This is a genomic window from Sphingomonas psychrotolerans (assembly GCF_002796605.1).
GTDB classification, from domain to species: Bacteria; Pseudomonadota; Alphaproteobacteria; order Sphingomonadales; family Sphingomonadaceae; genus Sphingomonas; species Sphingomonas psychrotolerans.
Window position 1 is genome coordinate 2,609,704 of sequence record NZ_CP024923.1, and the last position, 13,647, is coordinate 2,623,350.

The 13,647-nt window shown below is 57.0% G+C and carries 7 protein-coding genes and 2 pseudogenes; 3 read left to right on the forward strand and 6 right to left on the reverse strand.

Annotated features, from left to right (window positions below; all coding sequences use genetic code 11):
- Positions 1-495: 495 nt before the first annotated feature.
- Together CVN68_RS23175 and CVN68_RS11790 are read left to right on the forward strand one after the other, a co-directional pair.
- Positions 496-927 carry an Arm DNA-binding domain-containing protein gene (locus CVN68_RS23175; protein ID WP_158298847.1) on the forward strand — a complete coding sequence of 144 codons (432 nt, stop codon included), beginning with the start codon at positions 496-498 and terminating at the stop codon, positions 925-927.
- Between the two features lie 98 nt (positions 928-1,025).
- Entirely contained in the window at positions 1,026-1,400 is a 375-nt protein-coding gene (locus tag CVN68_RS11790; protein WP_158298848.1) for a tyrosine-type recombinase/integrase, read from the forward strand.
- A gap of 436 nt (positions 1,401-1,836) precedes the next feature.
- Here CVN68_RS11790 and CVN68_RS23180 read toward each other — a convergent pair whose 3' ends face one another.
- The 5 genes and pseudogenes from CVN68_RS23180 to CVN68_RS23960 form a co-directional block, all read right to left on the reverse strand.
- On the reverse strand, positions 1,837-2,214 hold the full coding sequence (locus tag CVN68_RS23180; protein ID WP_158298849.1) for a hypothetical protein: 378 nt from the start codon (positions 2,212-2,214) through the stop codon (positions 1,837-1,839).
- The gene (locus tag CVN68_RS11795; protein WP_158298850.1) at positions 2,211-4,958 is read right to left on the reverse strand and encodes an RHS repeat domain-containing protein; all 2,748 of its coding nucleotides are present in this window, start codon (positions 4,956-4,958) and stop codon (positions 2,211-2,213) included. Before CVN68_RS11795 ends, CVN68_RS23180 begins: the two co-directional genes overlap by 4 nt.
- Positions 4,959-5,116: 158 nt before the next feature.
- Positions 5,117-7,114 (reverse strand): RHS repeat domain-containing protein, encoded by a 1,998-nt coding sequence (locus CVN68_RS23185; protein WP_158298851.1) that lies wholly within the window; start codon positions 7,112-7,114, stop codon positions 5,117-5,119.
- A gap of 1,376 nt (positions 7,115-8,490) precedes the next feature.
- Positions 8,491-8,699, reverse strand: a pseudogene (locus tag CVN68_RS23955) (IS481 family transposase); the annotation flags it as partial.
- Positions 8,700-8,823: 124 nt separating this feature from the next.
- Positions 8,824-9,144, reverse strand: coding sequence for a hypothetical protein (locus CVN68_RS23960; RefSeq protein WP_233503314.1), 321 nt, complete (start codon positions 9,142-9,144; stop codon positions 8,824-8,826).
- Positions 9,145-9,521: 377 nt separating this feature from the next.
- Between CVN68_RS23960 and CVN68_RS11815 the strand changes: the two are divergent.
- A pseudogene (locus CVN68_RS11815) lies at positions 9,522-10,278 on the forward strand (IS5 family transposase).
- Between the two features lie 722 nt (positions 10,279-11,000).
- Here the strand turns inward: CVN68_RS11815 and CVN68_RS11830 are convergent.
- Positions 11,001-13,646: an RHS repeat domain-containing protein gene (locus CVN68_RS11830; RefSeq protein WP_158298853.1), complete on the reverse strand. Its 2,646-nt coding sequence runs from the start codon at positions 13,644-13,646 to the stop codon at positions 11,001-11,003.
- Position 13,647 lies beyond the last annotated feature (1 nt).

Genomic DNA, 13,647 nt, shown 5'->3' on the forward strand with positions numbered 1-13,647 from the left:
GCAAGGCTCGGCTCGTTGCTCGATTAGCCGATCGGTTTCCAAAGCTCCCCTTGAGGGGTCATCGGGCCGGCACGTGTCCGTTTGCGAACAGGCGACCGCGCCCCGCCGCATTTGCGTCAGTCGGCGATCGGGCGGCGGCTGGTGGAGCTGAGGGGAATCGAAGGGCCACGTGCGCAGGGGGCCGCAGCGATGCGCATTCGTCCATTATAACATTGAAATAACTGGATTTATGCCGGAGGAACGAATGCATCCGATCCGGAGCTGTTCGGCTTCGTTTGGGGCTTTCCGCAGCCAATTTTATGGCCGATATTATGGCCGAAATCGTGACCCAGAAGCCCGCCGATTTTATGGCCGGGCGAGAGGACCGTCGGCCATGCACAACAAGCTCTCTGCGCGGGGAGTAGCTGCTCATTTGAACCGTGAGGCCGAAAAAGCCGCCGCGTACAGCGACGGCGGAGGGTTGTATCTTCGGGTGAGACCGAACCGTGGACCCTCATGTTCTTTGTCTCGAGTGTCGGAGGTAAGCGCAGAGAAATAGGGCTGGGCCCAGCGATCGACGTCAGCCTGAGCAATGCCCGCCAGCGTGCGGCCGAGTTGCGCCAGGCGATCATCGAGGGGCACGATCCATTCGCCGAGCGGGCCGCGACGAAGGTGGCCTCTCGAAAACAGAAGTTTGAGAACTTCGGAGAGTTTGCCGACGCATTGGTGGACGAACTTTCAGCCGGCTGGACTAATCCGGTTCACCTGCGGCAATGGCGTGAGACCTTCCGAACCAAGGCAAGAATTCTGAGACACCTAGAACTTCAGGACGTGACCACGGACGCGGTGCTTGATGTTCTGAGGCCTCTATGGGTTTCGCAGAACGAGACGGCGAGCCGAGTTCGGGGATCGAGCGAGTTCTGGATGCGGCTCGAGCCAGGGGTCTGATCGCCTCACCTTGGGAGAACCCAGCGCGATGGCGGGGGCATCTTGCTCACCTGCTACCGCCGCGTCGTAAGCTCACTGCCCGCGGGCATCAGGCGGCAATGCCCTTCGAAGAGATCCCCCAGTTCATTTACAAGTTGCGCCAACGCTCCGCCTTGGCCGCTAGGGCGCTGGAGCTCACCATTCTTTGCGCCACTCGCACGAACGAGACCCTGAAGGCGAAACGTAAGGAATTCGACCTAGAGCGCCGCGCGTGGATCGTCCCTGCGGAGCGAACCAAAATGCGTAGGGAGCATCGCATACCCTTGAGCGATCGCGCTGTTGGGATCGTCGCGCCCCTCTGCGAGCAGTTGAAAAGCGACGACTACGTCTTCGCCGTGTCCGAAGGTAATCCGCTCTCGCAGATGTCGATGATGATGCTCCTCCGGCGGATGGGATATGGAGATTACACGGTCCACGGAACGGCGTCACCATAGAAGCCAATCGTGGCGGCGGATTCATGCAGAGCGCCCATGGTCACCTATTCGCATGAACTGGTGTCCGCCGCCAGAAAGCAGGCCGGCAGCTAACCACCCAATTTCGGACATACCAGCTCATCACGCCCGACTGGAACCGACGTTCCGCATGCCCCATCGTCATGCGGCACGCTCGGAAGTGGGATGCGCGGGAGGAACCCTAAAGCCTTCTGTAGTCAATTGATTTAACAGCAAAATCGTCTTCGCCACTGCCAGCTACCCCACACTTTTCCCCACACTCGGCGTGGGATCTTACGGTAGGATGCGGCATAGCTTGCGACCGCTGCGCGCCGATCCGCAGTCTCCTCACGGAGCCTGAATCAGATCGCGACGCCTGCATCAATGGGTCCTGACCCTAATGACCATTGCATCATTAATCGCTATAACGCATTGCGATTTACTGCTGATACGGATTCTTAAATCCGAAGTCTTCTTCAATGCACAATGATCCTGAGCCGTTTTCATAAACTCTATAGCGATATACCTTGGCACCCTTAGTTCCCTCCAATCTCAAATATGAGAAACGGAGTTGAGTCCTATCATTCACTAAGCAACGTGAGGGCTGCACCACAAGCAAAGGGTCGGTTTCCGTTTCCAGTGTGTAACCCACACCCGAATCATTCATATATCTCTTGAGATCATCAAGGGATGAGAAATTTGTTTTCATAATACCGTCGGAAACGCGGTCAGCGTCGCTCATGGTCTTACCCTGTCCTGTGAATTGAGGTGAACCGCATCCTGTCGGAGCCAGCGCAACAGCCAGTATCAGGATCATTCGCACTGCACACCCCGGTTGCAAAGATCGACCGAATAAGCAGGCAGAGGCTTCAAGTCTGGATTACCGGGACGGACCTGCCCAGTAAGTTGCTCGAAAGCCGTTCCCGCGAACGAGTTTGAATTTTGACCAAGCAATCGATAATCAAGATTAGCTGAATTTACTGAATTTGTAAAAGTATTTGCAGCTTGCAGTGTGTCAGAGAACTTTCCAGTTACGGTAGCGGAACCCAAAACAGTCGAGTCCCCAGAATTGTAAGCGTCCCTATCTAAACTTTGGCCTGGTGCCCGAACCTCCCCAACAAGCTGGAGCCCCCCTCTACCACTGCTCCCGCTGGAACTGCCTTGCGAGCGCTCAGCACTAGTCCCGGAAGCGATCCCGGAAGATACGCGAGATGAGGAAGACGATGAGCTTCCGCCCGACGACGAAGAGCCAGAGGACGCAGCAGAACCGGGCGAAAGATAATGGCCAAGATAGTCTCCACTCGGCCCACCTCGAACGATCACCGTCCTCGACGATTCGGTGTCCCTCAACACGACATATGCGTGCACACCATACTTCTGCACGGTGACGACCGTATCCAGCCCAGTCGGGTCCGCCCCATTGGCCGGATCGTTTGCGACATACGCATACAGATTTACCTGATCATCATACCCGATCGGATCGGTCTGGAGGAAGCGTCCGAGCGTCGGTGAGTAGATGCGAGCCTTGTAGTGGTACATGCCAAGCTCGGGAATCCAGGCTTGGCCAGTGTACTGGAACCTGCCCGCCGTCGTCACATCGTTCCCGGGGTTCGGTATGCCATATTCGTCATAGGCGTTGACCTTGGTGACGTTGCCGCTGTTGTCGGTTATCGCGATGATCGAGCCTTGGTGATCGGCGTAGAGGTAGAGTGGTGAGGACACGCCCGCCCCCTCGTACCAGACTAGCGGATCGTCCTCGCCCTCGCTATGAACGTAGCGACGGAGCATATTGCCCGAGCCGTCATACTCGGCGGTAAGCTGATCGCCGTCGTACAAGAACCGCGTGGTGCCCGTGGAGGCCTTGTAGGTCTCAAAAAGCCGGCCGAGCGGATCGTAGGTGAGGCTGGCGCCCGCCGACGTCACCACCAGTCTATTCTCGGCATCATAGGTATAGGCAGTCGTCCCGTCTGAGGTCAGGTTGCCATTCGAGTCGTAGCCATAGCTGTTCCCGCCCACCGCCCCGTACTGGTTGAGGCCGTTTACCGCATAGCTTCGATTGACACTTACATAACCGGCGAAGGCATAAGCGCTGTTGCTGCGCGTCCGCGTGACGATCTGGCTCGCCGGGTTGTAAGCATACGTCGTGGTCAGGTTGTAGCTTGTGCCGGGCAGGGCAACCGTCGCAGAACTCAGGCGTGAGATTCCGTCGTAACTGAACCCGGTATTGTTGTTCCAGCCCCCGGACACCCAGCGGTTCAGTGCCGTCACCCTGCCCGCAGCGTCATAGGGCGGATAGAAAAGCGGGGAGGCGCCGTTCGAGTCGACATAGTAGACCCTTCCCAAGCCCTCGCGGTAATAATTGAAGTAATTTCCATCGGGATGCGTAACCCGCGTGCGGTTGCCATCGGCATCATAGGAATAGCTCAACGTGCGGCTGGAGCCGCTCATGCTCGTCGTACTGTTGGCCAGCCGCCCGAACCCGTCGTAGGCGCTGATCACTGCGTCCGCGCCGCTCGCGCTGTCGAACCGCGCCGATGTCTGAATCCCGCGCAGATCGTAGCCATAGTAGACGTCGCGCGTCGCGCTCGCCGAGACGTTGGTGCAGGCATAGCCGGAGACGCAGGCGTCCGGCACGATCTTGCTCGTGAGCCGGTTCAGTGCGTCATAGCCATAGGTGAACGTCCGGCCGTCGCGCTTTCTCAGGCTGGTTCGGTTGCCATTGGCATCATAGCCATATTCCTCGCGGTCGTTGCCGTTGACCGGACCCGCCGTTGCCAGCGCGCTGGCAGGGGTCGATGGATTATATCCCCCTGGCGGCGCTGCACTGGACGGAAAGTGCCACTGCACCTGGCGATCGTGCCCGTCATAGACCAACTGGGCCTTGTTGCCGTTGGCATCGACAACGACCGTCTGCTTGCCGTTCGGCGCATAGCCGTACGTAGCGTAGGCTTGCTCGAGGCTGGTTTCGACGCCCTTGCGCACCTGCACCAGCTGCCCGGCAGCATCGTACACATTCCGGGTAATGCGATCGAACGGCGCTGTGCCAACGCTCTGCGAACACGCGCTCGCCGGCAGCGCCCCGAACACCGCCTGCTGCATGCGGACGGCCGTGCACTCCAGCCGCCCTGCCGGATCGTAGCTGTACTGAGCAACCTGATAGACCACGCCAGCAGAGGACACGCTCTCCTTCACCTTACGGTCCATCGAACCATATGTGATGTCCACGGCTTGGAACACCGTGAAATTGGTAAGCGCCTCCCATCTCGTGGGAGATACTTCCTCTGATTGCCACTCGGCCAGCTCGCCCTTTTCGACCTTCACTAGGTGGCCCGCCGGATCATAGGTATTCCGGACCGCCGCATGGCGGAGAGGACCGGCGCCATCGGGATCCGGGTCTATGGTGCCAGTGACGCGGTGTACCGTGTCATAGCGGATCGCGGCGGTGAACGGCGATGCTGCCGTCTGTGCGGACGTTTCGCCACCAAACCCGACCGCGACAAGCGCCGCGATCGACGCGCGCGCGACCTTGCGCACCACAGCGTCACCCTCCCAAAAAGCCATGAACTGCTCCCATGAAATTGTTTTTTGGACAGACACTGATGATTCTTCATCCGACCCGTTGCTCTCCGCCACATTCCTCAGCGGCAGCGCCCCATCACGGCTTAAGAACCGAAAAGGAGGGTCCATCGCGAGCGGATAAGGCGGCACAACATTACGATTCACTGGCATCGGGGGAGGTCAGCGCGCGGACTGGTTTCCCAGATCTTGTTGCCAACCGCATCGTAGCCAAAGCAGGTGCGATAGCTTCGGATCACGCCATCTCCGTCTTGAGCCGTGACCACTCTGCCGCGAAGCAAAAGATTGTTGCCGACCGTCCCATCATCTGGTCCGTAATCATATTGCGTGACCACCTCATCGGCGGCGCCACCAGCGCACCCACCGGCTACGGCAGCGGTCACCCGACAAGATGCAGCCCTGGTCTCGACCCACACGGGCGCTTCGACGCGGACATATCCTCCACTGCTTCTCACCCAGGCATAGCGCTGCGCATATTCGTGCCGGGTCTGCGGCGAGACCTGAGCCACTGCCGGACCCGTTTCCAACGTAACGCCGCCATGGGTCGGATCATAGCTATAGGCCGAGACATTCCCCCGGCCATCGGTGATGGTCGATGGCCGATTCCGTACCGTCGCGGATCCGGTCCAATATGTCGCGAAGACGTCGATATCAGGCAATGACGAACCTGCCTTGGCACGCCTGGTGCTCTTGTCGGCATTCCCGAACTCGTCGTAGCGGACGATCTCCTTGTTTCCCTCAGGTTTCGTGTACTCGGTCACACGCCCGATGGAATCGTACTGCCAGTTCGACGTTTTGTTCAATGGATCTGTCATCGAAGCCATGCGACGAAATACATTGAAAGTGTACGTCGCTTCACCCGCAGCAGTCGTCACCTTGGTCAAATCACCAGGATTTTGGTACTGGTAATTGGACAAAACACCGTCGGCTGAAACGGATGATACCTGCGCCGCATCTCGCCCATAATAAGGGTCCGGCAACATCACCGGATTATAGCTTATGCTTACGTTCGGGGCGGTACGCCCAGGGCGTTGTATGTGCGACAGTCGCGGGTAAATCCCATCGTAGCTGTACATAGTCCAAGTATATTCCGTTCTTTGATTTTCCGAGTCGGTCACCGATTTCCTGTAGGTCGGGTTCCCAGAGCCCGCCGGCTTGGTGAAATCATCCTCCTGATATATCTGCCACCCCAGCGGAGTGTCGGCATTTGACATGTTAAATGTCGAAGCCTTGGTAATTATTTTCCACTTATACATATTGTTAAAGTTTGCAGCATCGTTGACCACATAACCAAACTTGATGGCAAATCCGTAATTATTTACGATCTCTTCAATTCTTAGAACAGTCTCTTGATGGAGCCTACCATTAGCGGGACATCTAAACTGACCGTCCGCGTCGGGCACACACGTCTCGAAATCCTTGGTAAGCCAAGAGTCACTCCGGTACCTCACGGTCGTTTTCTTTCCTGCTGGATTAACAATATCCAGCAGGATGGGCGACGCGGGCCTCGTCGTCCCGTCTGGCTGGACGCTGCCAAATCGCGCGACCGTGCCATCTGTCTTCGTAAAGGTGTAAATATTGGTATTCAGATCGTAGACCAGCCGAGACCCAGTGCCTAAGGTGGAAACATATCGAGTGCTGCTCGTCGGCACATAGGCGCTCCCCCCACATGCGACGAAAGATTCTGAATGCCCGAAGATGCTGAGCGTGACGACCTGCGCTCCCTCCAGGCCACTAAAGGGATCGTCACACAGCTTAATCATCGGAGCGCCGGCCGCGGGGCTGCCATATTGCCAATCTTGCGCCACTTCGAAACGAGGTAGGCTGTCGCTCCAGTTCGCCCCGACGATCACTTTTTGATAAGACAGCTCTTGTGGCTGACCGGGAGCGATGACCAGTGGATCGTGCGCAACGATCATTCTTCGGGAATACAAATCGACGCCGTTGGCATCAAGGGTCTGTACAACCGGGATAGGAACGGTCGCCGTTGGCACCGCATATTGTGCCGCACAGGGTTCCGCAAACAGAACGCCAAATGTAAGCACACAAGAAGAGGCGCGCTTCACCGTTTTAGCTAAACGCCAGACCTCGGGTAGCAAACGACATTCCGTTTTGCCGATATTTCTACTTTCAACCATCATTTTCCTCGCACTTTGCCCGCTTCTAGGTCACAGCGCGGCACGTTACATAGACGTCATGATCGTCATTGGCTTGGACGCGGTGATTTTTTACGCCGACAGCGCGAGCTGGCTATTTAATCGACCCGATCCCTACGTGAATTCTCTGCGGCCTTCCCGTCATGCGAATACTTAAATCGATATGGATAACTTTTCCAATGTACCCGTGATATCAAACACTACCAATTCCGAATTGTGGCGCTAGTTCTGACCGCTGCGCCCTTAACGATAAACAACGCTTATTTGTCGTCGAAAATTCGCCGACCATAGCAACAGAGAGATCCTACTCAAATATCGGCTCGACATTGCTCATTATTGCAACCGCGCTATCTCGTGATTACGTCCCGACTAAAGCGTCTCGCGATACGTGGTAGCTGAGTAGGTCCCCGTCATCGCGCCACTAACCACGTTGACATCCAGATGAAACTCCGTTTCCGCTTGCGGTTGACCAGGCTGGTCCTCCCATCCCGAAATCTTGGGTATCGATATGATGGTCACATTCGATGTGATAGTTAAGCTTCCTGATGTTGCGGCGTAGCTCACACCGGCGCGTGCAGTACCATTGCGCGTCGCATATGTTATTGTTGTAGGCGCCGCGCAATCACCAGAACGAAATACATAGAAGAGATGCGGATAAGGATCGTGATAATAATCCACAGATCCGCTGCCACCCACGGAGATTGTACATGTTGAGGAACTCGGAGGACCGGGAGCCACTACTGAAACATGCACTCTGTTTCCAGCAGAATCATAGGAGTATGATCCAGAAGCGCCATTAGAGGGGCCGCCCGTGGTGGATGTAGCAACAAGTCTTCCTAGCGCATCGTGCGAGTATGACGTTGCCTCTTGTCCTTGGCAAACTGTCGGGACACAAAGTGCCAGAAACGCTATAGTTTGGTAGCCAAACACTGCATAGCGCACAGTCTTCGAATTCATTGCAAGCCCCATCGACGTTGAACACACATCACCATACCTTTGTTACGGATTTGTGTATACACCGGCTGCCAGAAGACCTCTTAGATTATCTCTCCACGGCTGCAGTTTTGGCAGGCCGGCTTCGCATGCAGCACCTAGAGCCTGGATGATAGCACGCGGACTTTCAGGAGTTCTAATAAGCAGTAGTTCTAATAAAAGACCTCCAGCTGACGAAAAAATATAGCAAAAAAACGGTCTGCTCCCGAATTCCGAGTCAGAATCGGGAGTGAAATCAAGTGCAGTCTCGCAGAATTATGTGGTCTTTGGCCGGGATGTTCGGCATCGTCTGGGCGCCCGCTGCGGCCGCGCAGGATTCTCTGGGCGATCCGGCGGGGTCCGGCGTGATCGTGTCCGCAGTACGCTGCCTAGGTGTTTAGTCCTGGCATCTGGTGGATTGGATTGACGATGAACCGGTCTGGTTCTGAGGTCCAGATTTTGGCAATGTATTCGCAGGGTGTTAGGTCGCTGAGCGTCTTGAGCCGGCGGGCGAAGTAAAGGCGGCCATGAAATCGGCGAGCTGCGTCCGGAGCTGCTCATGGCTTTCGCAGTGGAAGCGTTCCACGGTCGCCTCCTTGCGATCGCTGTATTCCTGCTCGGACGGCGTGCGTAGTCGTGGCGCTCCTGTGACGAACCTGTCCCATACGGCTTCCTTCCATTCCAACGAAAGGATCGCACCATCAAACCGTGGTATCAAACACCTAGGCATTCTGCAACGAACTGCCATTCTGAGAGGCTGAAATATAGCATAGCGGACCGCGAAAACCTTGCTCCGGAGCGTTCCAGTATCCTAGATCGTTCACTTTATCTAATGCGGGAGTGCGAGACAGAGCCTCACCATGATTACTCGGATCATATGCGATGAACACATCAACAAGTCGGCGCTCAACAAGGTCTATTAAGAATATAATTTGCTCATCTATCGTATGTACATTTTTAACATCGAGATACCATCTTACCTCCCATAATCCATATAGATCTTCAGAGTGATCTTCTAGGAAGTTAGCTTCAAATATTCTCATCAATTACCGCCAAATTTGAGTTTCCGGTCAATGAAACCGTTACCTTCTTGCCAGAGATTGACGTTTCAACATATGGCCCTCTTTTTATTTCCTGACTGCGGTTCGGAGCTCCCGGCATGATTATGATCTCGCGTGAGATTTCACGACATGATGCGGCACGGCTCGCGACCGCTTTGCGCCCAATTTCCGCCGTTCAGCGAACATCGCTGGCGATTTGGAAGCTGCCCTAGGTTCATGTTCCGTCGTCAATCCGTGGAAACGGTTGGTTTTGTGAGGGCCCTACTAGTCGCAAGACGGTTCTCAAACTGCAGCTTCTAGGGTCAGGACCCATTGATGTGAGGGTTGCGATCTGATTCAGGCTCCGAGAGGAGACTGGGATGGGCGACCTGTTTTGGCTGACGGACGAGCAGATGGAGCGTCTGCAGCCGTTCTTTCCCAAAAGCCACGGCAAGCCGCGGGTGGATGACCGCCGGGTGCTGAGCGGCATAGTGCTCGTCAACCGCAACGGGCTGCGCTGGCGTGACGCGCCCAGCGCCTACGGACCGCACAAGACGCTGTACAACCGAGGGAAGCGGTGGGCGAGCGAGGCGTGTTCGTCCGCATGATGGAGGGGCTGGCTGCGGCAGATGCCGAGCCGAAGACGGTCATGATCGACGCGACCTATCTGAAGGCACACCGCACAGCATCGAGCCTGCGGGTAAAAAGGGGGATCTCGGACGCCTGATCGGCCGCACCAAAGGGGGCATGAATACGAAGCTCCACGCCCTTGCCGATGCCAACGGCCGCCCTTTGAGCTTCTTCATAACCGCCGGCCAGGTCAGCGACTACACCGGCGCGGCAGCGCTGCTCGACGATCTGCCAAGAGCCCGGTGGCTGCTCGGTGATCGGGGCTACGACGCCGACTGGTCAGGGACGCCCTCCAGGCCAAGGGCATCCAGCCCTGCATCTCGCGCCGGAAATCCCGAAACGAGCCGGTCAGGTACGACAAGCGCCGCTACAGGCGCCGCAGCCGCATCGAGCTCATGTTCGGCCGCCTCAAAGACTGGCGGCGCGTCGTTCACCCGCTATGACCGGTGCCCGACGGCTTTCTTCTCCGCCGTCGCGCTCGCTGCAACCGTCATCTTCTGGCTCTGATCAATGAGTCCTGACTCTAGGTTATCGCCCGCCAGCGCCAGAAACGGTCAAGATGCCAGCCTGGCCGCTCGGCTCCGCTGCGCTCCGCCTACCGTCCAGGCCGGCATCGGCAGGCGCCTATCAACTAACTATGCAACCGGACCAGTCATCGCGGGCAGTCCACGGGCACCTCTGACCGGTGATCACAGCGCCCTCCCCGCTTTCACCACTCGGATCAGTGCGATTTATGGAATCGTTTGCGACCTCTGCTATATATTTCGCACTCTCATTGATTAGTTTTGCGCCATCCGATCGAATGGTTTCAACTGAGGACTGGTAAATTTTTGCCAAGTCTAGGCCGCCAAACTTCTCATCTCAAAGATTATATTCCCCACGAATATAGCTATCTACGAAGTTATCAAATCGAGTGGGGGTGAGTGCCTCGATGTCGCTCATCGTAACGATCCCATTTTCATCGACGTAAATTTCATCGGACAATAACAAGTAGTCTCCAATGGTCCACAACTTAAGTCCGTTCTCTAGCCGGCAGGTGGCGATATGCTCCTCTAATGACCAAAACCTAATGTAGGTGATTGCATCGTAAGAACCTGTCTCCATGCCATCAAATACCTTCAATAGCTCTAGGTATACTGGGCTGCATTGATAAATATTATCAGCATTAACATGTGGACGATTAAGTGCACATCCACGTTCCAAAAGAAGTCTCTTAAGTTTATCTAGTATCATGGCAGCCTCTTCAGGACCGATTCAACAATGCTTAGCCTTTGAGCCTGAAGAACTCGTGCTTTACCAGTAGCCTTCACCGGGTTCGCCAATGCTCTGCGAGCAACCATACGATATTTAAGGAGCGCTTCCCGCGTCAGGCCGGACGGGATTTTGAAGCTGCCGTTAGCAAGTTGCCCCATCACTCGGGTTGTGCCTGTGTACGAGGAGCCGAAAAGGCTGGTAATGGCCGTATGCTCAACCTGCGAGAGGGCGCCGAGCGGCGCGAGCTCGGCCGCGGTTAAGGGCAGGGCGAACAGTGCCGCCAGCGCCGCAACACTAGTTATTTGCTCTCCATTAGTGGTTTCGTATTCGCCTTTCAGCCCACACACGTTCTCGGCCAGACAACCGCCCGCCTTCGCGTATGCAATCGATCCTCGAATATTGACGGTGCGCGGCCTGTTCCACCATTCCACAACCGAATTCCAGGCGCTGGAAAGCGCGCGTTTTGCAGTTACAACGATCTCCTCGCCGCCCGTGCCGGTCGGATCGACCTTGTTGGCGGGATCATTCTCCACGTACGTATACAAATTGATCTGGTCGTCATAGCCGATCGGATCGGTCTGCAGGAACCGCCCCAGCGTCGGCGAATAAATGCGCGCCTTGTAGTGGTACATCCCTAGCTCAGGAAGCCATGCCTGGCCGGTATATTGGAACCGGCCCGCAGTGGTCAGATCGTTCCCCGGATTCGGAAAGCCGTATTCGTCATAGGCGTTGACCTTGGTGACGTTGCCCGAAGCGTCTGTGACCGCGATGATCGAGCCTTGGTGGTCGGTATAGAGGTAGCGCGGCGAGGAAGCGCCCGAGCCCTCGTACCAGACCCGCGGATCGTCTTCGCCGTCGCCATGGACATAGCGGCGGAGCATATTGCCCGAGCCGTCATATTCGGCGGTAAGCTGGTCGCCATCGTACAGGAACCGCGTAGTGCCGGTGGAGGCCTTGTAGGTCTCAAAAAGCCGCCCAAGCGGATCGTAGGTGAGGCTGGCGCCCGCCGAAGTGGCAACCAGGCGGTTCTCGGAATCGTAGGTATAGGCGGTCCCACCGTCCGACGTCAGGTTGCCGTTTGAATCGTAGCCGTAGCTGTTCCCTCCTACCCCGGTATATTGGTTGAGCCCGTTAACTGCGTAACCGTGGTCGATGCTTCTATAATCGGTGAAGCCATAGGCGTTGTTGCTGCGCGTCCGCGTGACGATCTGGCTCACGGGGTTGTAGCCCATGCTCACAGTCACGTTGTTCCCGGGGCTGGCGAACCCATGGGCGATGGACGTCAGCCGGGAGATACCATCATAGCCGTAGGCCGAATAGTTCGCCCAGCTTGAAGTCGAATAATTCCAACGGTTCAGCTCCCTGGTACGACCCGCGGCGTCATAAGGTGGATAGAATAGCGGCGACGCCCCGTTAGCATCGACATAGTAAATCCGCCCCAGACCCTCGCGGTAATAATTGAAGTAGTTTCCATCGGGATGCGTGACGCGCACGCGATTGCCATCGGCGTCATAGGAATAGCTCAGCATGCGGCTGGAGCCGCTCATGCTCGTCGTGCTGTTGGCCAGCCGCCCAAACCCGTCATAGGTGCTGATCACTGCGTCCGCACCGCTTGGGCCATCGAATCTCGCCGACGTCTGAAGTCCGCGCAGATCGTAGCTATAGTAGACGTCGCGCGTCGCGTTCGCCGAGACGTTGGTGCAGGCATAGCCGGAAACGCATGCGTCCGGCACGATCTTGCTCGTGAGCCGGTTCAGCGCATCGTAGCCATAGGTGAAAGTCCGGCCGTCGCGCTTTCTCAGGCTGGTCCGGTTGCCATTGGCGTCATAGCCATATTCCTCGCGGTCGTTGCTGTTGACCGCACCCGCCGTTGCCAGCGCGTTGGCCTGGGTTAATGGATTGTAGCCGGCTGGCGGCGGCGCATTCGAGGGGAAGCGCCACTGCACCTGGCGATCGTGCCCGTCATAGACGAATTGGGCCTTGTTACCGTTGGCATCAACTACAAATTCCTTCTTGCCGTTCGGCGCATAGCCGTACGTAGCGTAGGCTTGCTCGAGGCTGGTGCCGACTCCGTTGCGCACCTGCACCAGTTGCCCGGCAGCATCGTAGACGTTGCGCGTGATGCGATCGAACGGTGGCGCGCTCACGCTCTGCGAGCACGCGCTCGCCGGCAGCGCCTCGAACACCGCTTGCTGCATACGAACAGCGGCGCAATCCAATCGCCCTGCAGGGTCGTAGTGATATTGTGTGACGGCGTAATTTACACCGTTCCCCCACACCCTCTCGATCGTCTTGCGGCCCATCGCGTCGTAAGTCGTGTCGACCTGGCTGAAGATCGTGAGACCGGTCCAGTTTTCGGGGGCCACAGCTTCGGACTGCCAGACGGCAAGCTCACCCTTCTCCGCTCGGATCAGTCTCCCGGCCGCATCATACGTGTTGCGAGTCACGGGATAGTGCAGGGGCCCGCCCCCGTCCGGATCGGGCGAAAGCGTGCCCGTCAGCTGCCGGTCCGCGTTGTACCGGTAGCCGGTGGTAAAGTCCGAGGGCGCCGATTGGGCCATCACAACCCCGGTATGCGCCAGGCCCCAAAGGCCGAGGACGCTCGCGACGATCCGCTTCATC